The organism is Streptomyces sp. CC53 (assembly GCF_001865245.1).
Lineage (GTDB): Bacteria > Actinomycetota > Actinomycetes > Streptomycetales > Streptomycetaceae > Streptomyces.
The window spans coordinates 1-24,343 of record NZ_MKXB01000182.1 but is presented as its reverse complement, the minus strand read 5'-3'; the positions used below and the strand labels follow the sequence as shown (position 1 = coordinate 24,343).

The following is a 24,343-nucleotide window of genomic DNA, read 5'->3' as shown; positions in this document are numbered from 1 at the left end:
ACCGTCGTCCGGCGGGGGATCTCCAGCGCACCGTCGACCAAGAGACGGCTGTGCTCAGCCAGGTACGTGCCGTGACCGCTCCAGCACAATTGTGCAAGAACGATCACGGTCCCGCGGTCCCGTGTTGTGGCCGGTCCGTCGATGCCGAGACCGGCAAGAGCCTGCCGCCCCCTGGCCCTGGGGGAGGATGAGTGGGAGCCGAAGGCGGGCGGGCGACCACCGGCCCGGCCGCAACACTTTCGATCGCGGACCGGGTCGGCTGGTTCCGGGATCGCGCACCTGATCCCGCGCCTGCGCAGGTAGGCACGGTTCGCGCGGAGGAGTACGCCTTGTCGCCCCGCACCCGCAGCAGTCGGCGCCGTGGCCGGCCCGGCCCGCTCCGGGGCACTCGGATTACGGTGGGGCGCGAGGGCCTTTCTGTTGGTGTAGACGTCGCAATCCACACCGAACCCGAAGGCCCTCACCTGTTCAAGACCCTCGGTCGAGACCTGGCTTCCCACTACCGGACAGAACAGCTAGCGCGCGGTGCCGGGACGGCGTACGTCGGCGTACACCCGCGCCCTGACGCCGGGCTCACCCGGCGTACGCCACACCGGCGTGATCCCGGAGGTGGCCCACTGCTTCTGAAGGACCTCCATCACCGCGCGGACGGTGTCCTCGTCCGCAGCGGCGACGTCCAAGACGACGAGCCCGGGTTCGACGATGCGCTGCTGATCGATCTCCATGCCTCGACCGACGGCTCCGCCCGACTGGCCGGTTCGCCGATCGAGGGGAGACAACCCGTACGGGGGACTCCAGCCGCCGACATGCTCGGCGCCGATCGCGCGGAGGGTGGCGTGGCCGTAGACAGGGAGGGGCGACCGTGCTCCGCTGGCAGGACCGGGCGGGTTGCGCCCGCCTCCTGGGGAGCCGTGCCCACCCCGAGCGGCACGGCTCCCCGCCCAGAGGTTTTGGCGTGCCGCGCCCACCCGTGGAACCGACGCCTGCCCAGCCCGGGAGACCAGCACGTCCCCGGCGTTCTGCCCAGCGACAGAGCGGTGTCTCCGGTATCGCGGCAGGAGGGGCCAGTGCGGCGGTGCCGACTACCGGGCGACGATGCCTTTGAAGCCGGAGCCGAGCCCGCGTCGCTTGCCGCGGGATGCGGCGCCGGACCGTGCGGTGAGGGCCGCGGCGACAGCCTGGGCAGCCTGGGAAGTGAACCCGGCGCTCACCTGCCCGGACGTCAGGACCCGTGCGTACGCGCCGGTGCCGTGCGCGCGGAGGGCGTCGGCGAGTGCGGCGGCCGCGGTCTCCGCTGGCCCGGACCCCCAGCCGTCATCGTCCTCCGGCTGTGCCTGCCGGGGGAGGGCGTCGCGTCGGCTGAGGAGCACGGCCAGGGCCTGCGCCTCGGGTGCGTCCAGCGTCACGGTGACCAGCGCGGCACCGAGCTGGTGGACACGGTGCCGGGTCAAACCGTGAGCGGCGAGGGCCTGGCGCAGCGCCGCGCTCGTCCCGGCCACCGTACTGCGGCCGACGGATTCGCTCGTCCCGGCTCCGGCTTGTTCGGCGCGCTCGACGACGGCGGATGCGGCGATCGGCACGACGGAGAGGATCTCCGCGCACGCGGGATCGAGCTGGGCGAGCGCGCCGGCCAGGACCTCGAGGGCGGCGGCCACGTCCTCCACCGCGCCCACGCTCCACCGCGCCGGTTCGGTGGCGTCGGCCAGCGTGCACGCCGCGACGACAGCCTCCTCCGCCAGCGCCTCCAGCCTGCCCGGCCCGGTGATCAGCTTCATGTCCCGCCCAACGAGATGCGACCGCGCAAGGTCGTGCGCGCTGATCACATGATGACGTCCGCGATCCGCTCCATAGGCGCGGAGCTCACCACCGCGCGGCCACCCGGCGCAGGCCCTCGACGCCAGCGGCTGCGCCCGGTCGCGGGGACACCGGGCATCCCGTAGACCGGACGTATGGTCCTTCGGCCGCCGGTGGAACCGATGCTGGCGCAGGCCCGCGCCACGGTGCCCGCGCCGGGCGCGCTGCCCGGCGAGCTGCGGTTCCAGTCGAAGTTCGACGGCTACCGGGCGCTCGTCTTCTCCCCGTGGCCGGCGCCAGGCCCGTTGCTGGTCCAGTCCCGCCGCGGCAGCCTCATGCAGAGCGGCTTCCCAGATCTCGTGGCCGCGGCCGCCGACCTGCCCGACGGCTCGGTCCTCGATGGCGAGCTGGCCGTGTGGGCGGAGGGCCATTTGTCGTTCGAGGCGCTCCAGCGGCGAGCCGTCTCCGGCGGCAAGGCCGCCGCCCGCCTTGCCCAGGAGATGCCGGCGCACTTCATCGCTTTCGACATCCTCCAGCTCGACGGCCAGGAGCTGCTGCACGTCCCGTACGACGAGCGGCGCGCGCAGCTGGAGCAGATGTTCACCGACCGCGGGCTGGATGCCCCGTGGACGCTGTGCCCGGAGACGACCGACCCGGCGACGGCCGGGGAGTGGCTGACCTCCTGGACGCAGGTGCCGGGTGTGGGTCGCGCCGGTCAACCCCAGACCCGGCCCGCGTGACGCCGCGGGCCTGGCCGAACTGAGCGTGCCCGCTCAGCTGCACTGCCACAGGAAGCGGCCTTCACAGGCATCTGCTGAGAGGAAGACGTATCCGACGCCCATGTCGCCGAAGTCGAAGTTGACGTCGGACGGCAGGTCTCGGCTGTCGATCTGTGCGAGGAATCGCCAGTCAGGTCCGGGCCATTCCTCTCCTTGCAGCCACACCGGGCTGGCCCCTTCGGCTGCCAGGCGTGTGCCGGGGGGCAGGGTCTCCCCTGCTGCTCCGACGGCACCCCGGTCGCTGGGGATCATGAGGTACTCAGGGCCGGCACTGGGCCCCTCCGCGACAGGGATCGTGCGGAGCTGGAGAGGAACGCGTCCTCGCGGCTGGACGATGACCGCGTTCTCGCCGCCGTCCGCGTCGTATGTCCCGTCGACCCAGCCTTCGTCGTCGCCGGTCATGAACACGTAGGCAGTGTGGCCGTCGCTGATGTCGAACTGGGCGAGGAAGACCATGGCACGGCCTGTCTGCTTCGACAGCGGCCACTGTGGCTGTCCCCGCCACACAGGCTGCCCGCCCACCTTGGTGACCTGGTCCCGAACTCGGGTGCCCGCCGGCACAAAGTCGGCTGAGGCTGCCATCTCTCTCCTCCTGCTGGGGAACGGCCGCTGAAGTACGGCCGGCTGCCGGCGTGTGCCGGAGTACGTGGGGCGCACTACCGTGGCTGGGCGGGAATCGCGCACCTCCATGGTGGGCTACCGCCCCGGGCCGCTGCTCCGCGCGCGGCGGCCGGGCGGCGCGCGCGGAGCATTGGCGTTCGGCCCATGGGCTCAGCAGTAGGCGATCCCCTTGGTGTTTTCGTTCGGGATTGTCGCGGAGATGACCGTTCCCTTGGATCCCACCGCGCGGATGGTGATCTCTACGGCGTTGTCGTCCGTTGAGCCGGCGTAGTTCGCCGTGACGGTGTAGTCCACGGGTTCTTCGGCGGTCACCAACTTCCCGACCGCTTTCTCGCACTGCGCCATCGCGCCGCGGTTCTTGCTGATGTAAATGGGCGTGAGGTTGGTCGCCTGGCCCGATCCGCCGAGCGACTCAGGGATGAGGTGCCCGCGGTCGAACGGGGGGAAGGTCACACCTGCAGGCAGCGGGACCTGCGGGGACTGGCCCTTGGGTCGCTTGATGCACAGCACGGCGTGGCCCGAGGTGCCGCGGTTCTTGTACAGGGGCCCGTAGCTGTAGGAGGGGGTGCAGTTACTGCTCGAGCTGGGTGACGGTGTCGGAGAGGTCGTTGTCGGATCCGGCTCGGGAAGCTCGATCTGCTTCCTGTCCTTCTCCAGTTGCCTGACGGCCCACTTCACCATTTCTTCCCCCATGGCGCTGCCGATGAGCTGCGCGTAGGCGGCGTAGACGTGAGTGCCAGGGGTGCGGCTGGCGCGGCTGTACCAGGCGCTCCACGCTGGTGAGACGTTGGTGCAGGACAGGGAGCCGGTGCCGTTGACGGGCAGGGTGCCTGTGGTGGAGCAGCCTCCGACCGGTGAGCCGCCGGCGGTCATGTTCACCGTCATGACGGCGTTGATGTTCGACACCGGTTTCACGTTCACGCCGACGAAGCGGCTGGTGACGGTCATGGTGACGGTGCACGAAGCGGGCCCGCAGCCGGCGAACGCCGCCTGCCCCTGGGCTTTCAGCTGGTACGACAGGTCAGCTGAGTTCTTCGCCAGCTGCTTGGTGTTCTTGATCATTTCGTCGAACATCTCGTCGACATCGCCCTGGTCGAGCTCCTCGAGATCCATCTGCCCGAGCACGGCCGGAGGCGCACTCAAAGCGGTGCGGGGAAGGCTGCGTGATGCCCGCTCGGTCGGCAGATCGGAGGGGAGGTCGGGGAGCTCCGTCGGCAGGCCGGGCAGATCGGTCGGCATCGATGGCACGCCGGGGATCCCCTTGCCGGCCCTGGGGGTGATCCGCATGATCCGGTGTGGCGCGCTGGTCGTGACGTAGACGTCGGAGGTCGGTGTCGACGCCTTCCATGCGTCTCTCTCACCGATTCGCACGGTGCTGTTCTTCTCGGGGAAGCGGGTCGAGGACTGTTTGAGCTGTTGAGCCGTCGCCGAGCCGACGGCTTCCGGTGTCAGCGTCTTGCCCATGCCCGGGGCGAAGCCGCCCGTCACCCAGCGGTTCTTCAGCAGGTCTTCCTGGCCCGGCTGGGTCTTGCCGCCCGGCAGACCCTTCTGCCAGCGAACGTAGGTCTTCTCACCGACGGTCAGCACATCGGTGCGTATCCCGCCGAACGTCATGGTGCCAGTCGCGTTGCCGGAGCGGGTGGCGCGCATCTTCATCGTCGCGCCCGCGGCCTTCGTGCTGTAGCCGATCACCGGCGACTTCTGCAGGGCGGATGCGGCCTGGAGGAAGGCGTCCTTGGTGTCGCCGCCCTTCGCGTCGTCCTCGCCTGGCCCGCATGCGGATAGCGTGAGGGCCAGCACCAGACAGCCCACCACGCCGGTCGTCTGTAATGCCTTGCTTCTCCTTCGGTACGTCACGTGGTTCCCCGTTCAGTCACACCCCGCAGCCCTTGCGGAGCCCGACGCTGACACCCGGTCGGTGCGGTGATCGAGCGCCAGCGGACAAGATAGTGGGACTACCCATTGACTGGAGTCCCGTCGTCAACAAACTCCCGCACGAGTCAAAAAAGTTGGCCGAACACCGCTCGAGAGCTCTTGAAGACGCGCGTTGAGTACGTGCCCAGCCATCTCGAACCCGCATCGGCAAGACCACCGGAGTCTCGGTGCCGGTTCCCGCCTCCCCGAACCAGCACCGTCCCGCTGGGGGATAGCGGCCCAGACAAGCCGCCGTCCATCCGGCAGCATGATTCTCGTACGGCCGGTCCGGGAGCCCGAGCGTCCCCGCGCCCCTCCCGGACCCGGCTGTGCCACCCTCGACCCACGAGCCCGTGCGCATCCCCCCGCCGCACCGGCTCCCCGGCCCCGCCAGCGCCCCCGACTGGCGGGGCCCACCCATGTCAGGCGGCTACTTCACCGGCTTCCACACCGCGCACTCCTGCGACGTGAACTGCCCGTCCGACGCCCGGATCGTCACCGTGATCTTCCGTGCCGATGTGGCGAAGTTGTTGTCGATGATGTCGCCCGACTCCGCCGTCCGCTCCCAGTAGCAGTTCTCCATCTTCCCCAGCTGAAGGCGATCCGGTCCAGGTGGCGGATCCTGCCACCCGGGGCGCCACGACCAGCGCCTGGCCGACATGGCCGCGTCCCGTTCGCGGCAAGAAGCGCTTCGCCAAGCACGCCATCGGCTACCTCACCCTCACCTGCCTCGGCGGCGCCCTGCTTTTCCTGACGAACCTTGAAATCAACCGCTGACGGACGATCTACAGCGCAGACTGTCGCCCACGACCAGGACGAGTACCCCGGAACACGGTCACACCAGCCCTGCTGACCTGGGATTTTCAGGTTGGCGGAGGCTCAGTGGGCTCCACTCGGTGGACTCCACTCCCGGTGGCCGGACGGAGTGGACTCCACCCGATCCACGGCATCGGGTGGAAGCGGATGGCGTCGCGGCGGGGGAGTGGACGGCGTCCGATCCACCGCCGACGGCAGGCCGTGCACCCCCTTGTCCACCTCCGCTACCTCCGACATCACCACCGAAAACGGGCAGCGCCCGGGGAGGAGAAATCTCCGTCCCCGAGCGCTGCCCGGCCTCCGACTCAGTTCAGGCCGTAGCCGCTCCGAAACCCCGCGCCGACGTTCCCGCGGATGTCGTCCAGGAACGACGCCGACGCCACCCCCGATGTCAACGTCGACGCTGGCGCCGTCGACGAGGACGGCATCGTCGATGCAGAGCTGGTTGAGGGCTGACCCCTGCTGTTGAGCGGGACTTCCCCAATTGGGGAAGTCCCGCGATTTTTGGCGGCACTGCTCCGGGCAGTCAGCGTGAGGCGACACCCTTGAAGCCCGGACCGAGCCCGCGCCGCTTGCCGCGTGACGCGGCGCCGGGCCGTGCGGTGAGGGCCGCGACCACCGCCTGGGCGGTCTGCGGGGTGAGGCCGGCGCTCACCTGCCCGGAGGTCAGGACCCGTGCGTATGCGCCCGTGCCGTGGGCGCGGAGAGCGTCGGCGAGCGCGGCCGCCGCGGTCTCCGCCGGCCCGGCCCCCCAACCGCCTTCGTCCCCCTGCTGCGCCTGTCGGGGGAGGGTGTCGCGTCGGCTGAGGAGCACGGCCAGGGCCTGCGCCTCGGATGCGTCCAGCGTGACCGTGATCAGCGCGGCCCCGAGCTGGTGGACACGGTTCCGGGTCAAGCCGTGAGCGGCGAGTGCCTGGCGCAGGGCCGCGCTCGTTCCGGCCGCAGCTCTGCCGCCGACGGACTCGCTCGCCCCGGCGGCCTGTTCGGCGCGCTCGACGACGGCGGCCGCGGCGATCGGCACGACGGAGAGGATCTCTGCGCACTCCGGATCGAGTTGGGCGAGCGCACCGGCCAGGACCTCGAGGGCGGCGGCCACGTCCTCCACCGCGTCCGCGCTCCAGCGCAACGGATCGGCGGCGTCGGCCAGCGTGCACGCCGCGACGACGGCCTCCTCCGCCAACGCCTCGACCCTGCCCGGCCCAGTAGTCAGCTTCATGTCCCGCCCAACGAGATGTGACTGCGCAAGGTCGTGCGCGCTGATCACATGATGACGTCCGCGATCTCCTCCATCGGCTCGTGTGGTCGTGGCGCAGTATTCGCACGGCCGGGGTCAGGTGCCGTAGCGGGCGGGCATCAGGTCGGCCCACTGCTGTGCGCGGGGCATGTCGTGGGCGCAGTAGGCGCAGTAGGGCACCGTGTCGGTCCGGGTGGGGTACGGCGTGTTCGAGCGGACTTCGACGGTCGGGCGCAGCGTGAGAGGGCGGCGGCACAGCGGGCAGAGGTCTCCGTGAAGCAGTTCCGTATTCATGCGGCGGACTGTGCACACGTCGGCGGCTTACCGTCTCGGGCTGCCGCTGCGGCCCGCCTGGCGGGCGCTGCGGTAAAGACTTGGTGATGTCCTCCCGCCTGGCGGGAAGGACCCCGGATCGCGCTTTTTCGCAGGTCAGCGCCGGGGTTCCATGGGTCGATGATCAGCATGTCGGCAGTTCGCCCGGGGACCGGGTGGCGCTACCTGTTCCGTGGCGTGATGGTCGGCGACGGCCACCGCCGGGCGGGCACGCCGCTGCGCGCCGCCCAGGACGAAGCCGGTGTTCCGCCCGGCGTGTGGAAGGGCCGGGGCCTGGCCGCGCTCGGTCTCAAGGCTGGGGACGTGGTGACCGAGCGGCAGGCCGAACTCCTCCTGGGGGAAGGCCGGCACCCGGACGCCGACCGGATTGAGCGCGAGCTCCTGGCGCAGGGCAAGAGCCCGGAGCAGGCCCGGCGGGCGACCGTGCTGGGCAGGCCCATCGAGCACAACCGCTCACCGAAGACCGACAAGGCCAAGGAGCGCACGCCCTGGCTGGCCTTCGACCTGACGTTCCGGCCCCCGCCGACGGCACACATCGCGTGGGCCCTGATGGACGACCGGCACCGCCTGGTGCTGGAGCTGTGCGACGACATCGCCCGCGACAAGACGCTGGCGTGGCTGGAGGAGTCGGTCGCGGAGATCCGCTCGAAGGCCGGCGGCAAGCAGCGGGCCCGGGTCAAGGACGGGCTGATCGTCGCGGTCTTCCGGCACTACGAGTCCAGGGCCACGGAATCGAGGCCGCTGCTCCACGCGCACGCGATCGTGTCGATCCGCGCCCGGCGGCCGCACGACGGGAAGTGGGGCAACCTGTCGGCGGACTCGCTGATGACCCACATCGTCGCCGCCGACACCCTCTACACCCTGTACTTCATGGAGGAGGTGTCCGCCCGGCTCGGGTGGGCGTGGGAGCCGCGCGAGGTGACGCCCGGCCGCCGGCCCGTCATGGACATCGCCGGGATCGACCGGCGGTTCATCGGCTGGCAGTCGACCCGCCGCCAGCAGATCGAGGACGCGCTGCCCGTCCTCACCGCCAAGTACGAGGAACGGCAGGGACACGCGCCGGGGGAGCGGGCCTCCTACGCGCTGGCCTGCCAGGCCGCCGACCAGACCCGCCCACCCAAACGCACCGAGCTGCTGTCGCTGACCGAGCTGCGTAAGCGATGGCGCACCTCAGCGATCCGGGCGTTCGGCGCCTGCACCGTCTACCGGCTCGCACAGCGGGCGCGGGTGGCGGCCGCAGCGGTGTGGGCGCGGGTGCGGCCAGTGATCGACATCGCCCTGGCGGCCGTCGACGTCGTCGCCGTGGTGTACGTGATGCGCGGCGCGTTCAAGCGCCACCACCTGCTCGCCGAAGCCCGCCGCCACCTCTCCTACGTCCTGCGTGGCCGGCCCCACCAGCCCGGCCTGGACGAACAGATCGTGCAAACGGTCGTCGACGACTACACCCGCCCGGCGAGCCGGCGGATGATGACCGCCGACCTGCGCGCCCTGTACCCGCGCGACGAGGACCAGGCCGTGCTCCGCCCGCTGACCCGCAGCCGCACCGCGCCGCCGTACGAGCGGGCCCGCCTCGCCGCCGGCGCCCTGGCCGCCCGGGTCCGCGCCGCACGTCGTGCGGAGCGACTGGGCTCCCGTCTCCGGCCGTACGCCGTCACGGTGCCCGCCGCCTCGAGGTCGCACCCGCGGCCGTTCAGCACCGGAGGGCAGGACGGCCGCCTCCTGGAGCCGGAGACCGGCGTCGACACGGTGGAACAGACGCGCCAGACCTTGGAAGCCGCCGCCGCGCAGGTGGCCGCCACGCTCCAGGACAGCCGGCGGGCGCGCGAAGCCGCCCACGGCCCCCGCCCGCAGTCCGCCCCGGCGACGGACCCGCCGCCGCACACCCAGCAGCTCGGCATCCACCACACGCCGGGCCGGACCACAGGAGGAGTCACGTGAGCACCCCGGAAGAACAGCCCAACCCCGACGACGCCCTCGCCCGCGCCCGTGCCGCCCGCGCGGAGATGGCCGCCGCGCTCGAAGAGGACCAGGAGCCCGAGCCCGATGAGCCTGTGGGGTGGCAGCCGGTCTGGAAGCGGCCCCGGAAGCCGAAGTCGAAGGCGGCGAAGAAGGCGGAACTGCGCAAGCAGCGGAAGCGACTCCAGGAAGCCGGGAAGCGCCGCCTCGCCGCCGCACAGTCGCGCCGGCCCCGCTCCCGGCAGAACCGGATCGGCAACGCCGCCGCGCGCCGCGATGCCCGCGCCCTGTCCAGGGTGCGGCACTCCACCGCCTGGCTGTGGTGACGATGGCGGGCATCGTCCACCGAGTGGAGCCCACGGTGTTCAGCATCCAGTGGCGATGCACGACATCGGGTGGACTCCACCCGATGGACTCCACTCAGTGGGTTCCACCGAGTGGACTCCACTCCGGTGCGCCGGATGACGATGGACGCCACCGCGGAGCGCACCGCGATGGTGCGCCACCGCACCCGGTGCGCCGCACCGCCCGGCGATGCCCGGCACTCGCGCGCGCCGGTGCGCCGCACCCGATGTCCCGCACCGCACTGGTGCGCCCACCGCCGACCGACCCCTCGATCAGGCGCGGAGGGAGGCGCGCGACCCCTTGTCCAGCTCCGCTACACCCCCTTGTCCAGGTCTGCTACCGAGGACGTTTTCCCTTGACCCAAGCGGTTTTGGCTGGCGATCAGGTCGCGGTCAAGGGGGTGTGTGATAGAGGCCCTCGCCCGGCCGTGTGGCGCGCCGGTGCGGTGCGGTGGCGCGCGGCGGTGGTGCAGTCCCGATGCGGCGCACCGCACCACCGCCGTCCCGGTGCGCCCTACACGACGGTCAGGCGCACCGAGTGGGAGCCGGCCGGTGCGGGGTGCGCATCGAGGGCCTGGCCCAAGGCGACGTCTTGCAGGTGGTGCAAGACGGCTCCGACTGTCTCGTGTTCCTGGGTGAGGATCTGCTCGATGAAGTGGATGATCGAGGTCGCGAGGAACTCGGTCACCTGCGGGCCGGTCTCCCCCTGCCAGAAGTACAGGGCGTCCAGCAAGACGCCTCCGAGCTCCGCCAGGGCGAACGAGCTCGCGTTCGGTTCCTCCTCACGGTCACGGATCAGGACGGTGACAGGGACGATGACGCGCTCCGCGACGTCCAGGAGCATCTGGGTCAGCTCCGGTTCTTGGGCCGCCAACTCGGCTGCGGCGTCGGCATCGTCGGCCTCAACGGCCCGCAGGTAGCTGAAGGCGCTCCGCACTGCGTCCGGGGTCATCGGACCGAACAACGTGGTAGCGGCGGTCTGGGACATGGACAGCTCCTCACAGGACGATCGCCGTGCCGATCACGGCGTGACGAGAGCAGCCTCGGACGGTTTGCCTGTGGACAGAATCTGCCGTCGGACGGAGAGGAGAGATCTCCGTCCGGCCGTCCGTGACGATCACGGCTCGGTAACGGCGCTCAGCGGAGTGTCACACCGTCGACTTTCGCCACACCTCTAGCAAGTGACGGCGGGATTCTGCCCGGAGTCCCGCGCCACCTGCGTGAGGAGCCTCGTCATGACGTACACCAGCAGCGCCCGGCAGCCCGGACCGGAGCCGCGCCCGACCTGGACAAGGGGTGCTGAGCGGCCTTTGGGAGGCCAGGAATCCAGTGCCGTGAACGGTGCCGCGAACGATTCCAACGTCGTGCCCATCACCGCAGCTCACACCGCCCGCCAGGGGGCCTCCCGGCACGCCGACACCTCTCTCCCTTCCCCTGAGACGTCAGCGAAGGGGAAGAAGTCCACACCTGCGGCCAAGGTCCGGGCCGATGCGCTGCGGATGCTGGGATGCGTCCGGATAGCCACGGTGCGGCAGATGGCCCAGGTGATCACGAAGGAAGACGCCGACGGCCGGTCATATGTGCGCAGGGCGATGAAGAAGCTGGCGGAGCTCGGGCTGGCGGAAACGAACGGCAAGGACGGACGGCACCCGATCTGGAACCTGACCCCGACGGGACAGAAGGCTCTGGCCGACGGCAACGAGCTGCCTCCCCGACCGAAGGCCGGCACCGGAGCGAAGGCCGTTCGAGCCGGGTTCGGTCCGCACGGCGTCGCGGTGACGGACATGATCCTCGCCTTCGGCGGCCGCAAGCACCTGACCGACTGGCAGGTGGAGGTCAACCACGCCATCAAGGAGACCGGCCTGAGCTTCAACACCGACGCCGTCCTCGCGCTGCCGACGAAGACCAGCGAGGTGCGCCTCTTCGAGCTCGACAACGGCACCATGTCCCAGGCCCGCCTCGCCAAGGAGGTCTGGGACTACGAGCGCTACGCCGGGCACCGCGTCTGGGAAGGCGCCCGCGGCACGATCGGCAACACGTTCCCGTTCTGGCAGCGCCACCGCTACACCCGCTCCCAGACCTTCCCGCGGCTGCACGTCGTCCTGGCGGGCAAGGAGGAGCACCTGCTCGACAACCGCCTCCAGGCGCTCGCCGACGACGTGAAGGGCATCACCGTCGCGGTGTGGGTGAACACCCTGCCCCGGCTCCAGCGTGGCGAGCCCTGGTACGAGATCGGTGTCGACGATCCGGACCGGCGCCGCGCCCGATACCCCGAGCCGCCCGGCCGCTGAGGCAGACCTGCCGGAGACGACGACGCTCCCCCCACACGACAGCCGTGGGGGAGCGTCCTCGTGGACCGCACCGCGCCGGTCAGGCCGGGGCGGCCTGCTTCGCCAGCGCAGCGAGTGGGGAGCGCCGGCCTTTCTCCACCGCGCGCAGCTGCTCCCAGTCGACCTCCGGGTGCGCGGGGACGACCGCGTCGACGGACGCCGTGGTGTAGAGCGCGACGTCGACGGCCCCGGCCCGGCTCGTGCCGAAGCGGACCTCGATCGACTGCGGCGAGCGGACCCAACCGAGCCGCACCATCCAATCGAACTCAACCCTGCGCACCCCAAGCCGGGTGGCGGCCTGCTCCGGTCCCAGCGGGGTGTCGGCGGCGACCAGGTCCGCCAGGTCCTCGCGGCGGCAGACCTCCGCGACCTGGTCGGGGTGGTGCAGTGTCCCGTCCGGGTTCGCGCTCAGGTCGACCAGGAGGCCGCGGTCGACGAACCGGCGCACCACGAACGCCGTCACGTTCGCCCGCTCGCCGTGCGTGGTCGGGTTCGGGATGCCGAGCGCGTCGGCGATCCGGTCGGCCGCCGCGCCGCCGGAGATCGGCGGGGTGGGCATCGCGGCCCGGATGGCGTCGGCGTCCAGCGCCTCCATGGCGGCCCGGGACCACCGGGACGACGACACGTCGGGGGCGGGGATGAGGCCGGTGTGGCGGGCCCACCGGAAGGCCGCTGCGGGCACCTTCAGGCGCTTGGCGGCCTGGCCCTCGTCGTACTCGGTTCGTCGCATGAGATCACCTCTCGCTCGTTCGCCGGAAGCGGCGGACAGAACATGACAGAACACTCGAAAAGCTGTCAATACCCCCTGGAAATAGGCAAGTTGGGCACGCACCGCTAGGACTGCGCCCGCGTACGCGAAGGAAAATCACCCACTCGGGTGCCGCTACGGACCGGGCCGGACCACCGTGGTCGGGCCGACCACCGGCCCGACCATGAGGCCGACCACGCCCGGCGCGACCCCCGACCACGGCTCCAGTCGGGGCGTGTCCGACGTGACACAAAATTCGAACAAGCGATCTAATACCGGTATGGACGTGACCGACTTCCCCGACGACCTGGTGCAGACGCAAGCCGCCTGGAACGCCACCTACGACGCGCTCTCCGCACCCCGCCCCCGCGACACCACCGCCCTGCGCCGCCGCCTGCTACGCCTGTCCGTACGCCTGTGGTGGCACCCCTACTGGGACACCGCCCGCTCAGCGCCGGCGGCGCGCACCGAGCTGCGGCAGCTGGCCCGCACCCAGTGAGCAGCACGGGCCGCATGAGGGCCCGCCCGGACGCCGCACGCCGCCGGGGTTGCGGCAAGGGTTGCGCTAGAGGTTGCGCCATCTGGTTGCGCTAGGGGTTGCGCCTAATGTTGCGCACCCCGGCGGGCCGTCCCCGTATCCGTGCAGGTCACCACGCGGTTTCGGCGTGGTAGGGCCGCTGACATCCCCGTTGCGACCCCCTTCGCCCATGCCTTGGCTGGAGTTGAGGATGAGGGAGGGCGGGATGGGCGGCGCGGACGCAGCCGGGGATCGGGGCGCGCTCACCGGTGTTGCGCGTCGGCGGGGCCGCCGCGCCCGCGCCGCATCAGCGCGGCGGCGACGACCAGAGGGGGACGTCGGCGGGGGAGAGGTCGGGGCGGGGACGGTGCCAGCGCGCGGGATGCCGCCACCGGCCGGAGGCGTCGCGGGCGACGTCTACGCCGACTTCCACCACCAGCTCGGGTTCCACCAGCGTGACGACCAGTTTTTCCTGGCTGCCCCACTCTGCGGAGAACGACCAGCCTGTCCACGGATGCCCGCGCCGCCCTGCAGCGAGAAGGTCGGCGACCGCAGTACCTGCCGCCCGGGCGAGAGTGGTGGTGCGGCCGACGTACTGAAGGCGGCCGTCGGTGTCGTACCTGCCGAGCAGCAGTGTGCGGGAGCTGCCGGGGAGCCGGTGACCGCGCCGACGATCGCCTCGCTCGTCTCGCGGACCTTGTATTTCTCCCAGCCCCTCACCAACGGCTGGTAGGGGTCGGTGAGCCTCTTGAAGACCACGCCCTCCATTCCGACCGACGCCCACGTCAGCCACTCGCGCACGGTGTCGGCCTCGGTGGTCGACGGACACAGCGCCCATGGCGCGATGAGCCGGCGGGCGGCGAACACGGACTCCAGCGCGGCCCTGCGACGCCGGTACGGCCACCCGGTCGTGTCCGTCCCGGACAGCCGCAGCAGATCGAACGCGACGAAGTGGGCCGGCCACTCCTGAGCCGCTCGGGCGGCCCCTGCACCGCGCTGGGCGAGCCGGTTCTGCAGCCGCTCGAATGCGAGGCGGCCTGCGGCGTCCCATACGACCAGCTCGCCGTCCAGCGCGGTCGCGTCCGGCAGCTGCGCGGCCCCGGCCACGACTTCCGGAAATGAGGCCGCCATCTCGGTGCCGCGCCGAGAGCGCAGCACCACCCGGCCCGCGTCGACGGAGAGAAGCGCTCGGAACCCGTCCCACTTGGGCTCCGCGGCGCAGCCCGGCCGCAGATCGGGCTCGGGCACGGGGGTGCTCAGCATCGGGTCTGGCAGCGTCCACGTCACAGTGGATGCCTTCCACCAGATGTCCCGGTGCTGTCCTTTTGCTTTTACGCGGGGACTGCGGCGAGGGCGTGTTCGTCGCCCAGTGCCGCGAGGTGGCGTTCGGCGTCCAGGGCGGCCTGGCAGCCGCTGGCGGCGGCGGTGATGGCCTGGCGGTAGGTGTGGTCGACGACGTCGCCGGCGCCGAACACGCCGGGGATGTTCGTGCGTGTGGAGGGGGACTGCACCTTCAGGTAGCCCTCGTCGTCCAGGTCGAGCTGGCCGGTGACCAGTTCGGTGCGCGGGTCGTGGCCGATGGCGACGAACAGTCCGGTTGCGGGGAGTTCGGAGGTCTTGCCGGTGACGGTGTCACGCAGGGTCAGGCCCGCGAGCTTGCCGCCCTCTTCGTGTATTTCTGCGACCTCGCTGTTGAAGGCGAACGTGATCTTCGGGTCGGCGAAGGCGCGCTCCTGCATGGCCTTGGAGGCACGCAGGGTGTCCCGTCGGTGGACGACCGTCACCGTCTTGGCGAAGCGGGAGAGGAAGGTGGCTTCCTCCATGGCCGTGTCGCCGCCGCCGACGACCACGATGTCGTGCTCGCGGAAGAAGAAGCCGTCGCAGGTCGCGCAGTACGACACCCCCCGGCCGGAGAGCGCGTCCTCGCCCGGCAGGCCCAGTTTGCGGTGCTGCGAGCCGGTCGCCACGATCACGGCCTTCGCCCGGTGGACGGTGCCCGCGCTGTCGGTCACGGTCTTGATGGCGCCGGTGAGGTCGACCGAGATGATGTCGTCGGGGACGAGCTCGGCGCCGAACCGCTCGGCCTGGGCCCGCATGTTGTCCATCAGGTCCGGGCCCATGATGCCGCCCGGGAAGCCGGGGAAGTTCTCCACCTCGGTCGTCTGCACCAGCGCGCCGCCCGCCGTGACCGCACCCTCGAAGACCAGCGGCTTCAGCGAAGCGCGGGCGGTGTAGAGGGCGGCGGTGTATCCGGCGGGGCCGGAGCCGATGACGATGACCTCGCGCACCCCGTCGGCGGTCGTACCGCTCACGCCGCTCACGCCTCCTGCTTGGCGTCGATCTCGGCGATCAGGGCCTCGATGCGGGTCTTGATCTCGTCGCGGATGGGGCGCACCGACTCCACGCCCTTGCCGGCCGGGTCCTCCAGGGCCCAGTCGAGGTACTTCTTGCCGGGGAAGATCGGGCAGGCGTCGCCGCAGCCCATGGTGATGACGTAGTCGGATGCCTGGACGGCCTCGGTGGTGAGGATCTTCGGCTTGGCGTCGGCGATGTCCACGCCGACTTCCTTCATTGCCTCGACGGCGGCCGGGTTGACCTGGTCGCCGGGGATGGATCCGGCGGAGCGGACCTCGATCCGGTCGCCCGCGAGGTGGTTGAGGAATCCGGCGGCCATCTGGGAGCGGCCGGCGTTGTGGACGCAGACGAAGAGCACGGAGGCGAGCGGGGCGGTGGACATGGGTTCTTCCTTCAGGATCAGCGGGTGGTTCAGGCGGGCAGGGAGGACAGCAGTTCGGTGATGTGGGCGTCGATCGCGTCGCGGATGTCGCGGACGGCGGCGAGCGGGGCGCCGTCGGGGTCGGCGACGGGCCAGTCCAGGTAGCGGCGGCCGGGCACGACGGGGCAGGCGTCGCCGCAGCCCATGGTGATGACGATGTCGGCGGCCCTGACGACCTCATCGGTCAGCGGCTTGGGGAAGGCCCCGGCGGCGTCGACGCCGGCCTCGTTGAGGACCTGCGCGATGAACGGCTCCACCTCGGCCGCGGGGTGCGTGCCGGCGGAGGACACGGTGACCCGGCCGGCGGCGCGGTGTGCGAGGAGGGCGGCGGCGAGCTGGGATCGGCCCGCGTTGTGGCTGCAGACGAACAGCACGCGCGGCAGCCCGCTGCCGGGGCCGCCCTGGACGTGGGCGAGAGCGTCAAGGCGTTCGGCGGTGAAGCGTTCGGCCAGCACGACCAGGTGCGTGCGCACCTGCGCGGTGGAGGCCAGGAGGCTGTAGGAGTCGGTGAGCAGTGCCTGGACGGTCTCGGCGGAGAAGCGGCCGGTGTGCCGGGTGGCGAGGCGGGCGACTCCGGCGGCCAGGCGCTGGTCGGGCAGGAGGGGTAGGGAGGAGGCGGACACGGGGACTCCTTCGACGCGCCCAATAAGTCAGCCCGCGCTGGTGTCAGCGCGTGGTGATGTGACAGTATCAGGGGATGCTGACTTCAGTCGATCCTGATGTGATCCGGGTGTTGGGTGATCCGCTCCGCCTGAAGATCGTGACCCTGCTGGCGCGCGAGACGCTCTGCATGACGCACCTGGTTGAGGAGACCGGAGCCAAGCAGACCAACCTGTCCAACCATATGAAGGTGCTGCGCGAGGCCGGCCTGGTGGAGACCGAGCCCTGCGGCCGGTTCACCTACTTCAAGCTCAAGCCCGAGGTCCTGGCCGGGCTGTCCGAGCAGTTCGCCGAACTCGCCGCCTCCGCCCGTACCGCTGCCGAGAACAAGAGGGCCTGCCCGTGACCTCCACCGAGCCCACCACCGCCTCCGCTCCGGCCGGCGGTGGGGACGACTCGATCGTCAAGAAGCTCTCCACCCTCGACCGCTACCTCGCGGTGTGGATCCTGCTCGCCATGGCCGTCGGCCTGGGCCTGGGACGTCTCATCCCGGGGATGAACGACGCGCTGGCGAAGATCGAGATCGGCGGGATCTCCCTGCCGATCGCGCTCGGCCTGCTGGTCATGATGTACCCGGTCCTGGCCAAGGTCCGCTACGACAAGCTCGACCGCGTGACCAGCGACCGCAAGCTGCTTATCTCCTCGCTGGTCATCAACTGGATCGTCGGCCCGGCGGTGATGTTCGCGCTGGCGTGGATCTTCCTGCCGGACCTGCCCGAGTACCGCACCGGCCTCATCATCGTCGGCCTGGCCCGCTGCATCGCCATGGTCATCATCTGGAACGATCTTGCCTGCGGCGACCGCGAGGCCGCCGCCGTCCTGGTCGCGCTGAACTCGGTGTTCCAGGTCCTCGCGTTCGGCCTGCTGGGCTGGTTCTACCTCGACCTGCTGCCGCGCTGGATGAACCTCGGCGACGGTCAGGGCCTGGACGTGTCCGTCTGGCACATCGCCCTGAACGTCGTCATCTTCCTCGGCATCCCGCTGCTGGCCGGCTTCCTGACCCGCCGCGTCGGTGAGCAGAAGATGGGCCGGACCGACTATGAGGCGAAGTTCCTGCCGAAGATCGGCCCGTGGGCGCTGTACGGGCTGCTGTTCACGATCGTCATCCTCTTCGCCCTGCAGGGGAAGACGATCACCTCGCAGCCGCTGGATGTCGCCCGGATCGCGCTGCCGCTGCTGGTGTACTTCGCGGTCATGTTCTTCGGCACCTTCCTGCTCGGCAAGGGCCTGGGGCTCGCCTACGACCGCACCACGACGCTGGCGTTCACGGCGGCGGGCAACAACTTCGAGCTGGCCATCGCGGTCGCCATCGCCACCTTCGGCGTCACCTCCGGCCAGGCCCTGTCCGGAGTCGTCGGACCGCTCATCGAAGTACCGGTCCTGATCGGCCTGGTCTACGTCGCGCTTGCCTGGCGCAAGAAGTTCGCTGCAGGTGCGGTGACGACGGCCCCGTGACGAGCGCTGTGGATGTGGTGGTGGTCGGCGGCGGCCAAGCTGGGCTCGCCGCCGGCTATCACCTGCGCCGCCAGGGCCTCGACTTCGTGATCCTGGACGCTGATCCGGCGCCGGGCGGGGCCTGGCAGCACATGTGGGACTCTCTGCACCTGTTCTCCCCGGCGGAGCACTCCTCGCTGCCCGGACGGCTCATGCCCGTCCAGACGGGCGAGACCTATCCCGGCGCCGGGCATGTGGTGGACTACCTCGCCGACTACGAGAAGCGCTACGACCTGCCCGTCCAGCACGGCACCCGCGTGGACGCCGTGCGCCGCGACGGCGAGAGACTCCTGGTCGAGGCGGACACCGGCACCTGGCGGGCCCGGGCGGTCGTCAGCGCGACCGGCCCCTGGTCCCGCCCCTTCCTGCCCGCCGTGCCCGGCCGGGGTGTCTTCACCGGACGGCAGCTGCACACGGTGAACTACCGCTCTCCGGCCGACTTCGCCGGGCAGCGCGTTGTCGTGGTCGGCGGCGGGAACTCCGGCGCCCAGATCACCGCCGACCTCGCCCTGGACGGCAACATCGAGGTGACCTGGGTGACCCAGCGCCCACCGCAGTTCCTGGCCGACGACATCGACGGCCGCGCCCTGTTCGACGTCGCCACCGCCCGCCGCCGCGCCCTTGATGCCGGCCGCAGCGACACCGGCGGCATCGCCTCACTCGGCGACATCGTCGCCGTGCCGCCGGTTCGCGCCGCCCGCGACGCCGGGCTCCTGCACGCGAAGCCGATGTTCTCCCGCCTCACGGAAGACGGTGTCCGGTGGGCTGATGGCAGCCACACCGGCGCGGACGCGGTCATCTGGTGCACCGGCTTCCGGCCAGCCCTCGCCCACCTTGCCCCACTGGGTCTGCGCGGGCCGCGCGGCCACGTCCCCACCGACGGCACACGCGCCCTCGGCGAGCCGCGCCTGCACCTGCTCGGCTACGGCGACTGGACCGGCCCGGCCTCCGCCACTCTGATCGGCGTCGGCCGCCCCGCACGTGACGCCGCCCGGCAGATCGCGCAGCTGCTGAGCAGCTGACGCCACACGCCGGGCGTCAGGACAGGGTGAATCGCCGGCCGGTAGGTGTCAGTGGCTGCGGGGCGCGTACATGATCACGGCCATCCCCGGGAGGCACACCAAGGCGCCGATGATGTCGAAGCGGTCGGGTCGGTAGCCGTCGGCGATCATGCCCCAGGCGATCGACCCGGCCACGAAGATCCCGCCGTACGCAGCAAGGATGCGCCCGAATATCAAACAACCCGTGGGTTCCTTCGCAGTGTGGTCCCGGCATCAGCCGTTGTTGGCGACTTGACCTGGGTGTTTCCTCCCCTCCCAGGGCAGTAGGCCGACCTGAAGTGTCTTCAGGCTTTCTGAATCGTTGTCGTGTTGTCCGAGGAACCGGGGGCGAGGGTGAAGGCGGGGGCGGGGTGGCTCTGGCAGCTGTGGCCGATCTGGGGGAGCGAAGGCCCGCGGAGACAGCCGAGGAGATCGCGGCTTTCGAGACCGACGTGCTGGCGGGCTTTGTGCTGGCTCGGGCCTCGGCCGGGCTGGCCGACGGGACGATCAGCGCCGATGTGACGCATCTGGAACAGCTGCGGGTCTGGTTCGGTCGGCCGCTGTGGGAGATGCAGAGCGCCGACGCGGACGCCTATTTCGGGCGGGTGATGCGCGATGCGGCCAAGGGCACCCGGCTGGCTCGTGCCCAGGCGCTGTCGACGTTCTTCCTGTTCCTGGAGTTGCGGCACCCGGCTGCGGTTCACCGTCTGATGGGGCGGGCGGTGGAGTGCCCGCTGGACGAGCTCAACCGCCCGCGCGGCCAGCAGCCCGCGGCCTTGCGCATCCCGCCGTCGGAGGCGGAGATTGACCGGCTGTTCGCGGGCTGGCGGGAGGACCTGGCAACCTGCCGGAAGTTCGCCCCAACGGCGCGGAACTATACGGCTGCCCGGCTGATGAGCGAGGTCGGACTGCGGGTGAACGAGGTCCGCAAACTCGACCTGCATGACATCAAGTGGGAGCTGGGCCGGTTCGGCAAGCTGCACGTCCGTCATGGAAAGGGGGCTCGCGGGTCCGGGCCGCGGGAACGTGTGGTGCCGCTGATCAATGGGGCGGGGCGGACGTTGCGGTGGTTCGTGGAGGAGGTGTGGGGCCACTTCGACGACGACCATGTCCGGCCTGGTGCACCGCTGTTCCCCTCCGAGCGGCGCAACGCGGACGGCAGCAGCCGCCGGATCGGTGACGATGCCCTGCGGGCCGGCCTGGCTCAGGCGGCCGAACGGCACCTGCCCGGCTGGGCGGAGACGCTCACCCCGCACGTTCTGCGGCACTACTGCGCGTCTCAGCTCTATCGCGGCGGCCTGGATCTGATCTCGATCCAAGAGGTGCTGGGACATGCCTGGATCGCCACCACCATGCGTTATGTCCACGTCCACCGCACCCATGTCGAGGACTCCTGGGCCGCTGGCCTGGAGCGGGCCGGACAGCGACTGAAGGGCCTGATGGCATGAGGTGGAATCTGCGGCTGGTCGCCGCACAACGCGGGATCTGGAAGGCCAGCGAACTGCAGCGGATGCTGGCTGAGGCGGGCCTGGTGATCTCTGCGGGGAAGATGTCCGGCCTGTGGTCCGGGCAGCCGGCCAGCATCAAACTCGACGACCTGGACGTGATCTGCGCGGTCATCGGGTGTGAGGTCGGAGAACTGCTGCTGAGCGAACCGGAGAAGGTCCAGCGTCCTGCCCCTGCCGCCGAACCGCAGCAGGCGGTGGCCGGGGACGTGGTCCCGAAGCGGCCTCGGGGCCGGTCCCTGCCTCCGCCGTGACCGTCGGCCGCCGTCCGAACCCGGCCGCCAGCTGCCGTGACTGCCTGGCCTGGGGAGTGCTGACCGCGTCACGGTGCCAGGCATGCGATGGCTTCCGGCGCCGCCACGAGGCCGCCGCCTGCAGCGGATGCGGTCATCAGGCACCGCTGAAGCGGGGCTACTGCCGGTTGTGTTGGCGCCAGGCCGGCGCGGACGCCAAGGACGCCGGACGGCCTTCCGGCCCGGCCACCGCGCTGGCCCCGTTCCTCGACCGGCTGCGGCACCGGCAGCTGTTCCTCGCAGACCTCCAGCGCCGCTGGAGCAGGAAGAACCCGCGCGGACGCCGCCGCGACCGGCTGCGGGCGATCGAAGCCGCCCAGCCCCGACCGCTGGCACGGCCTGCGGCCACCGGCTGGATTCAGGGCACCCTGTTCGAGGCCCGCCGCGATCTCACCGGGCCGGCGCGGGCCCGGCCGGACGACCCGTGGCTGGCCTGGGCTCTGCACCTGGCTCACCGGCTGGTCCACCCGCTACGGACACCTGCGGGAAGTCACCCGCACCGACATCACCGACCATCTGGACTCGCTGCGCGGTCAGGCTCGCGAACGGCACGGGGTCGCGCTGCGGTCCTTGTTCAGGTGGGCCAAGAGGAACGGAAGGATCTTCGCCAACCCCACCACCCGGATCAAGGTCGGGGTCCGCAACGACTCCCTCCTCCAGCCCCTGGAGCAGGGTGACATCGACGCCGCGGTCGCCGCATCCACCACCCCGGCGGCCCGCGTGATGCTCGTCCTGGCGGCCGTCCACGCAGCCCGCGGGCAGACCATGAGGCGTCTGCTGCTGGACGATGTCGATCTCGGCAACCGGCGGATCGTCCTGGCCGGGAGGGTCTGCCCCATGGACGAGTTAACCCGGCACGTTCTCACCGAGTGGCTGGCCCACCGACGCGAGCAGTGGCCGAACACCGCCAACCCGCACCTGCTGATCCACTCCGGTACCGCCGTGACGACCAAGCCGGTCGGCAAGTTCTGGGTCTGCGAGACCCTCAAGGGCAAGGTTGCGACCCTGGACCGGCTTCGCATGCACCGACAGCTCGACGAAGCCCTCGTCCACGGCCCGGACCCGCTGCACCTGTCCCTGATTTTCGGGCTGTCCGAGGCCGCCGCGATCCGCTATGCCGCCTCTGCCCGTGCACTGCTGGCGCCCCCACCGCAGCCGTGAAGGAACAGGACCTGATCAACGGGCGGGCAGCAGCCGGGGAACCGCCCGGACATAGATCACCATGCCGACCACCTCCACCAGTGTCTGGGTCACCACCACGACGGCGGCGATCGCGAGCTGGTCGGGCAGGGCAAGGGCCAGCGGCAGGACGACCAGGGAGTTGCGGGTCGCGCCGGTGAACACGATCGCCCGGCCAGCCGGTACGTCCAGACGGAACACGCGGGCGACGGCGACCCCGGCGAACGCCATCACCACCAGGAAGATCACATAGAACGGCACCACGCGGGCCACGTCGGAGAAGCTGTCATTCAGCTTGGGCACCTGGGAGGCGACCACCGTCAGCAGGGTCGCCGCCATCAGCGGCACCATCGTCGTCCCCATCGCGTCGGCGACCTTCTGCCCGCCCGTCCGGCGGGCCGCCCATGCCTGAGTGAGCCAGGCCAGCGCCAGCGGGATGACGATCAGCACGACGAACGCCTCGACGAACGGGCCGACCTCGACCACGTCGGCCAGGTCCGACCCCATGAACAGGAACAAGAACCCCGGCAACAGCACCATCTGCGCGAGCAGCAGCAGCGGTGTCGCCGCCAGCAGTCGCTGGCTGCTGCCACCGGCCAGCCCACTGAAGACGATCACGTAGTCGACGCACGGAGCCAGCAACACCAGCAGGACCCCGAGCCGCACCGCCTGATCGTCCGGCAGGAAGACGAACATCGCCGCCACAACCAACGGCACCACCACGAAGTTCACCACCAGCGCGGCAGCCAGAAACCGGCCCGCCCGAAGGGAAGTAACCAGCTCAGCGGCCGGAACCTGCAAGAACGTCACATAGAGAAGGGCGGCGAGCACCGGGTTGATGGCATGCTCCAGACCCGGCCCGGCAGCAGGGGCAACCCAGCCCACCACGGCCCCGGCCGCCATCGCCCCCACATAGACAGCGACCTGGTGGCGTTCCATCCCCGCGACCAGACCCCGCGACTCCTGCGACACCCACATCTCCTTGTGATCCGCCTCCACCGATCCGGCGGATGACTTGGTACTCCATCCTCACCGGTCACAGCGAACCCAAGGACACAGCCCCCCTCAGCCCCCGCACAGACCCGCGGGTTCCCGTCCCGGAGCCTTCACTTTCCCCGAACCCACGGGGCTCGTTGGCGTCGGACTGGAACGTGGCGACCACCCCGTAGAGGCCCAGGGCGATGACGCCGGCGCCGATCCAGATCCACCCCTTGTGCTCGCGGATGCCCTGCCAGACCAGCCAGGCACCGCCGATCTCGAAGAGGGCGGCGACGACGAACAGAGCAACGGAACGAGCGACAATCATGCTGGCGACCCTATTGGCGGGCGGTGCTCGTGATCTTCAGCGGGTTCCCGGACGCCTTGCAGCCGCACCCGTCCTCGCCTGCGGGCTTCGGCGAGCAGGAGCAGGGGTGGGAGCGGCGCCGGCCGAGCCACCAGGTGCCGCTGGCGAGCACGGCCAGGACGGCGGCGAGGGCGGGCAGCCAGCCCAGCACCGCGCCGGCCCCGGCGCCGACGATGCCCGCCGTGATCAGCACGGGCAGCGCGCAGCACGCCACGCAGGCCAGGGCGGCCAGGCCCCCGAGCGCCTTCGGCGTCTTGTGGGGGCGCAGGTCAGCAGCACGGTCCGGCATGGCGGTTCTCCTCGGCGAGGTCGGTGAAGGGGATGGGGCAGCAGGAGCTTCCGGCGCAGACGGTCAGGTCGTCGCAGCCCGCCTCGACGGCCGCGGCCAGAGCGGTGCGGATGGTGGTCAGATCGGCGATCTTCGCGTCGACCTCGATGAGCTTGGCCGCGGCCCGCTCCTGGAGCCCCGCCACGGGGCGGCCGTGCCGGTGGCGGCCGGCCTCCAGGAGTTCGGCGACCTCCTCCAGCGTGAACCCGAGCCGCTGGGCGGCCTTGATCACCCGCAGCGCGGTGACCGCATCCTCGCCGTACAGGCGGTGGCCGCCGTTAACGCTCGGAGGGGGGTTTGTTGGTGTGCCGGGTCGTTGGTGGCCTGGGGTGTTGTG

At 70.8% G+C, this 24,343-nt stretch carries 28 protein-coding genes and 4 pseudogenes; 12 read left to right on the top strand and 20 right to left on the bottom strand.

Features of this window, described 5'->3' with window-relative positions; genetic code table 11:
* Positions 1-200: 200 nt before the first annotated feature.
* From BJP40_RS35850 to BJP40_RS22695, 3 genes and pseudogenes are all read right to left on the bottom strand, one after another.
* A pseudogene (locus tag BJP40_RS35850) lies at positions 201-394 on the bottom strand (IS5/IS1182 family transposase); the annotation flags it as partial.
* Between the two features lie 121 nt (positions 395-515).
* Positions 516-725 carry a DUF6207 family protein gene (locus BJP40_RS22700; RefSeq protein ID WP_071281945.1) on the bottom strand — a complete coding sequence of 70 codons (210 nt, stop codon included), beginning with the start codon at positions 723-725 and terminating at the stop codon, positions 516-518.
* Between the two features lie 357 nt (positions 726-1,082).
* Positions 1,083-1,775, bottom strand: a complete 693-nt coding sequence (locus BJP40_RS22695) for a hypothetical protein (protein WP_071281944.1) — start codon at positions 1,773-1,775, stop codon at positions 1,083-1,085.
* 174 nt (positions 1,776-1,949) lie between these two features.
* Between BJP40_RS22695 and BJP40_RS22690 the strand changes: the two genes are divergently transcribed.
* On the top strand, positions 1,950-2,534 hold the full coding sequence (locus tag BJP40_RS22690) for a hypothetical protein (protein ID WP_079171379.1): 585 nt from the start codon (positions 1,950-1,952) through the stop codon (positions 2,532-2,534).
* Between the two features lie 33 nt (positions 2,535-2,567).
* Here BJP40_RS22690 and BJP40_RS22685 read toward each other — a convergent pair whose 3' ends face one another.
* The 3 genes from BJP40_RS22685 to BJP40_RS34485 all read right to left on the bottom strand — a co-directional run bounded on the left by BJP40_RS22685 (position 2,568) and on the right by BJP40_RS34485 (position 5,691).
* A complete protein-coding gene (locus BJP40_RS22685) occupies positions 2,568-3,155 on the bottom strand; it encodes a hypothetical protein (RefSeq protein WP_071281940.1) in 588 nt (195 codons plus the stop codon).
* Positions 3,156-3,344: 189 nt separating this feature from the next.
* On the bottom strand, positions 3,345-5,009 hold the full coding sequence (locus tag BJP40_RS22680) for a DNA/RNA non-specific endonuclease (protein WP_071281938.1): 1,665 nt from the start codon (positions 5,007-5,009) through the stop codon (positions 3,345-3,347).
* A gap of 529 nt (positions 5,010-5,538) precedes the next feature.
* Positions 5,539-5,691: a hypothetical protein gene (locus BJP40_RS34485; protein ID WP_177204447.1), complete on the bottom strand. Its 153-nt coding sequence runs from the start codon at positions 5,689-5,691 to the stop codon at positions 5,539-5,541.
* A gap of 29 nt (positions 5,692-5,720) precedes the next feature.
* Here BJP40_RS34485 and BJP40_RS34480 point away from each other — a divergent pair, with 29 nt between their 5' ends.
* On the top strand, positions 5,721-5,885 hold the full coding sequence (locus BJP40_RS34480; RefSeq protein WP_177204446.1) for a hypothetical protein: 165 nt from the start codon (positions 5,721-5,723) through the stop codon (positions 5,883-5,885).
* A 565-nt stretch (positions 5,886-6,450) separates the two neighbouring features.
* Here the strand turns inward: BJP40_RS34480 and BJP40_RS22675 are convergent.
* Complete coding sequence (locus BJP40_RS22675; protein ID WP_143065990.1) at positions 6,451-7,140, bottom strand: hypothetical protein; 690 nt, start codon at positions 7,138-7,140, stop codon at positions 6,451-6,453.
* Between the two features lie 114 nt (positions 7,141-7,254).
* Positions 7,255-7,452, bottom strand: a complete 198-nt coding sequence (locus BJP40_RS22670; protein ID WP_071281934.1) for a hypothetical protein — start codon at positions 7,450-7,452, stop codon at positions 7,255-7,257.
* Between the two features lie 159 nt (positions 7,453-7,611).
* Here BJP40_RS22670 and mobF point away from each other — a divergent pair, with 159 nt between their 5' ends.
* Both mobF and BJP40_RS22660 read left to right on the top strand, forming a co-directional pair.
* Positions 7,612-9,429: a MobF family relaxase gene (mobF, locus tag BJP40_RS22665; RefSeq protein ID WP_256220805.1), complete on the top strand. Its 1,818-nt coding sequence runs from the start codon at positions 7,612-7,614 to the stop codon at positions 9,427-9,429.
* Positions 9,426-9,773, top strand: coding sequence for a hypothetical protein (locus BJP40_RS22660; protein ID WP_071281933.1), 348 nt, complete (start codon positions 9,426-9,428; stop codon positions 9,771-9,773). The genes mobF and BJP40_RS22660 overlap by 4 nt, the downstream gene beginning before the upstream one ends.
* A gap of 532 nt (positions 9,774-10,305) precedes the next feature.
* On the opposite strand, the gene BJP40_RS22655 is transcribed toward BJP40_RS22660, so the two are convergent.
* Entirely contained in the window at positions 10,306-10,779 is a 474-nt protein-coding gene (locus BJP40_RS22655; protein ID WP_071281931.1) for a hypothetical protein, read from the bottom strand.
* A 247-nt stretch (positions 10,780-11,026) separates the two neighbouring features.
* Between BJP40_RS22655 and BJP40_RS22650 the strand changes: the two genes are divergently transcribed.
* Entirely contained in the window at positions 11,027-12,082 is a 1,056-nt protein-coding gene (locus BJP40_RS22650) for a replication-relaxation family protein (RefSeq protein WP_371258682.1), read from the top strand.
* A 79-nt stretch (positions 12,083-12,161) separates the two neighbouring features.
* Here BJP40_RS22650 and BJP40_RS22645 read toward each other — a convergent pair whose 3' ends face one another.
* Positions 12,162-12,851: a hypothetical protein gene (locus tag BJP40_RS22645; protein ID WP_177204445.1), complete on the bottom strand. Its 690-nt coding sequence runs from the start codon at positions 12,849-12,851 to the stop codon at positions 12,162-12,164.
* Positions 12,852-13,149: 298 nt separating this feature from the next.
* Here BJP40_RS22645 and BJP40_RS22640 point away from each other — a divergent pair, with 298 nt between their 5' ends.
* Positions 13,150-13,368 carry a hypothetical protein gene (locus tag BJP40_RS22640; RefSeq protein WP_071281929.1) on the top strand — a complete coding sequence of 73 codons (219 nt, stop codon included), beginning with the start codon at positions 13,150-13,152 and terminating at the stop codon, positions 13,366-13,368.
* Between the two features lie 325 nt (positions 13,369-13,693).
* Here the strand turns inward: BJP40_RS22640 and BJP40_RS35845 are convergent, their stop codons facing one another.
* The 5 genes and pseudogenes from BJP40_RS35845 to BJP40_RS22620 form a co-directional block, all read right to left on the bottom strand.
* Entirely contained in the window at positions 13,694-14,224 is a 531-nt protein-coding gene (locus BJP40_RS35845) for a hypothetical protein (RefSeq protein ID WP_256220806.1), read from the bottom strand.
* Positions 14,143-14,649, bottom strand: a pseudogene (locus BJP40_RS35840) (ATP-dependent DNA ligase); the annotation flags it as partial. The gene BJP40_RS35845 and the pseudogene BJP40_RS35840, both read right to left, overlap by 82 nt.
* 68 nt (positions 14,650-14,717) lie before the next feature.
* The gene (gene trxB, locus BJP40_RS22630; protein ID WP_071281970.1) at positions 14,718-15,674 is read right to left on the bottom strand and encodes a thioredoxin-disulfide reductase; all 957 of its coding nucleotides are present in this window, start codon (positions 15,672-15,674) and stop codon (positions 14,718-14,720) included.
* A gap of 29 nt (positions 15,675-15,703) precedes the next feature.
* Positions 15,704-16,123: an arsenate reductase ArsC gene (locus BJP40_RS22625; protein ID WP_071281927.1), complete on the bottom strand. Its 420-nt coding sequence runs from the start codon at positions 16,121-16,123 to the stop codon at positions 15,704-15,706.
* A 29-nt stretch (positions 16,124-16,152) separates the two neighbouring features.
* The gene (locus BJP40_RS22620) at positions 16,153-16,785 is read right to left on the bottom strand and encodes a low molecular weight phosphatase family protein (RefSeq protein ID WP_071281925.1); all 633 of its coding nucleotides are present in this window, start codon (positions 16,783-16,785) and stop codon (positions 16,153-16,155) included.
* Between the two features lie 74 nt (positions 16,786-16,859).
* Between BJP40_RS22620 and BJP40_RS22615 the strand changes: the two genes are divergently transcribed.
* The 3 genes from BJP40_RS22615 to BJP40_RS22605 are packed head-to-tail and all read left to right on the top strand — an operon-like array spanning position 16,860 to position 19,338.
* On the top strand, positions 16,860-17,168 hold the full coding sequence (locus BJP40_RS22615) for a helix-turn-helix transcriptional regulator (protein WP_071281924.1): 309 nt from the start codon (positions 16,860-16,862) through the stop codon (positions 17,166-17,168).
* Complete coding sequence (gene arsB / locus BJP40_RS22610; protein WP_071281922.1) at positions 17,165-18,277, top strand: ACR3 family arsenite efflux transporter; 1,113 nt, start codon at positions 17,165-17,167, stop codon at positions 18,275-18,277. The genes BJP40_RS22615 and arsB overlap by 4 nt, the downstream gene beginning before the upstream one ends.
* Positions 18,274-19,338 (top strand): ArsO family NAD(P)H-dependent flavin-containing monooxygenase, encoded by a 1,065-nt coding sequence (locus tag BJP40_RS22605; RefSeq protein WP_071281920.1) that lies wholly within the window; start codon positions 18,274-18,276, stop codon positions 19,336-19,338. Before arsB ends, BJP40_RS22605 begins: the two co-directional genes overlap by 4 nt.
* A 48-nt stretch (positions 19,339-19,386) precedes the next feature.
* On the opposite strand, the pseudogene BJP40_RS32130 reads toward BJP40_RS22605, so the two are convergent.
* A pseudogene (locus BJP40_RS32130) lies at positions 19,387-19,548 on the bottom strand (YnfA family protein); the annotation flags it as partial.
* 179 nt (positions 19,549-19,727) lie between these two features.
* Here BJP40_RS32130 and BJP40_RS22600 point away from each other — a divergent pair.
* The 3 genes from BJP40_RS22600 to BJP40_RS34990 all read left to right on the top strand — a co-directional run bounded on the left by BJP40_RS22600 (position 19,728) and on the right by BJP40_RS34990 (position 22,315).
* The gene (locus BJP40_RS22600; protein WP_071281918.1) at positions 19,728-20,804 is read left to right on the top strand and encodes a tyrosine-type recombinase/integrase; all 1,077 of its coding nucleotides are present in this window, start codon (positions 19,728-19,730) and stop codon (positions 20,802-20,804) included.
* Positions 20,801-21,115, top strand: a complete 315-nt coding sequence (locus BJP40_RS22595; RefSeq protein ID WP_071281917.1) for a helix-turn-helix transcriptional regulator — start codon at positions 20,801-20,803, stop codon at positions 21,113-21,115. The genes BJP40_RS22600 and BJP40_RS22595 overlap by 4 nt, the downstream gene beginning before the upstream one ends.
* Positions 21,116-21,724: 609 nt before the next feature.
* Positions 21,725-22,315 (top strand): hypothetical protein, encoded by a 591-nt coding sequence (locus BJP40_RS34990; protein WP_071281915.1) that lies wholly within the window; start codon positions 21,725-21,727, stop codon positions 22,313-22,315.
* A 15-nt stretch (positions 22,316-22,330) separates the two neighbouring features.
* Here the strand turns inward: BJP40_RS34990 and BJP40_RS22585 are convergent, their stop codons facing one another.
* The 4 genes and pseudogenes from BJP40_RS22585 to BJP40_RS22570 form a co-directional block, all read right to left on the bottom strand.
* A complete protein-coding gene (locus tag BJP40_RS22585) occupies positions 22,331-23,305 on the bottom strand; it encodes an arsenic resistance protein (protein WP_256220803.1) in 975 nt (324 codons plus the stop codon).
* A gap of 160 nt (positions 23,306-23,465) precedes the next feature.
* Positions 23,466-23,639: pseudogene (locus BJP40_RS32120) on the bottom strand (hypothetical protein); the annotation flags it as partial.
* 10 nt (positions 23,640-23,649) lie between these two features.
* The gene (locus tag BJP40_RS22575) at positions 23,650-23,967 is read right to left on the bottom strand and encodes a hypothetical protein (RefSeq protein ID WP_071281913.1); all 318 of its coding nucleotides are present in this window, start codon (positions 23,965-23,967) and stop codon (positions 23,650-23,652) included.
* A partial coding sequence (locus BJP40_RS22570; protein WP_071281966.1) for a MerR family DNA-binding protein occupies positions 23,948-24,343 on the bottom strand: 396 nt, incomplete at its 5' end. The genes BJP40_RS22575 and BJP40_RS22570, both read right to left, overlap by 20 nt.

What these genes read in the sequence shown, in the direction of transcription:
- BJP40_RS22640 (WP_071281929.1), top strand. Translation starts at nt 13,150, where the DNA reads ATGGACGTGACCGACTTCCCCGACGACCTGGTGCAGACGCAAGCCGCC.
- BJP40_RS22650 (WP_371258682.1), top strand. Translation starts at nt 11,027, where the DNA reads ATGACGTACACCAGCAGCGCCCGGCAGCCCGGACCGGAGCCGCGCCCG.
- BJP40_RS22685 (WP_071281940.1), bottom strand. Translation starts at nt 3,155, where the DNA reads ATGGCAGCCTCAGCCGACTTTGTGCCGGCGGGCACCCGAGTTCGGGAC.
- BJP40_RS22675 (WP_143065990.1), bottom strand. Translation starts at nt 7,140, where the DNA reads ATGAAGCTGACTACTGGGCCGGGCAGGGTCGAGGCGTTGGCGGAGGAG.
- mobF (WP_256220805.1), top strand. Translation starts at nt 7,612, where the DNA reads ATGATCAGCATGTCGGCAGTTCGCCCGGGGACCGGGTGGCGCTACCTG.
- BJP40_RS22575 (WP_071281913.1), bottom strand. Translation starts at nt 23,967, where the DNA reads ATGCCGGACCGTGCTGCTGACCTGCGCCCCCACAAGACGCCGAAGGCG.
- BJP40_RS22615 (WP_071281924.1), top strand. Translation starts at nt 16,860, where the DNA reads ATGCTGACTTCAGTCGATCCTGATGTGATCCGGGTGTTGGGTGATCCG.
- BJP40_RS34485 (WP_177204447.1), bottom strand. Translation starts at nt 5,691, where the DNA reads ATGGAGAACTGCTACTGGGAGCGGACGGCGGAGTCGGGCGACATCATC.
- BJP40_RS22700 (WP_071281945.1), bottom strand. Translation starts at nt 725, where the DNA reads ATGGAGATCGATCAGCAGCGCATCGTCGAACCCGGGCTCGTCGTCTTG.
- BJP40_RS22690 (WP_079171379.1), top strand. Translation starts at nt 1,950, where the DNA reads ATGGTCCTTCGGCCGCCGGTGGAACCGATGCTGGCGCAGGCCCGCGCC.
- BJP40_RS35845 (WP_256220806.1), bottom strand. Translation starts at nt 14,224, where the DNA reads ATGGGCGCTGTGTCCGTCGACCACCGAGGCCGACACCGTGCGCGAGTG.
- BJP40_RS22595 (WP_071281917.1), top strand. Translation starts at nt 20,801, where the DNA reads ATGAGGTGGAATCTGCGGCTGGTCGCCGCACAACGCGGGATCTGGAAG.
- BJP40_RS22655 (WP_071281931.1), bottom strand. Translation starts at nt 10,779, where the DNA reads ATGTCCCAGACCGCCGCTACCACGTTGTTCGGTCCGATGACCCCGGAC.
- BJP40_RS22695 (WP_071281944.1), bottom strand. Translation starts at nt 1,775, where the DNA reads ATGAAGCTGATCACCGGGCCGGGCAGGCTGGAGGCGCTGGCGGAGGAG.
- BJP40_RS22645 (WP_177204445.1), bottom strand. Translation starts at nt 12,851, where the DNA reads ATGCGACGAACCGAGTACGACGAGGGCCAGGCCGCCAAGCGCCTGAAG.
- BJP40_RS22670 (WP_071281934.1), bottom strand. Translation starts at nt 7,452, where the DNA reads ATGAATACGGAACTGCTTCACGGAGACCTCTGCCCGCTGTGCCGCCGC.
- BJP40_RS22625 (WP_071281927.1), bottom strand. Translation starts at nt 16,123, where the DNA reads ATGTCCACCGCCCCGCTCGCCTCCGTGCTCTTCGTCTGCGTCCACAAC.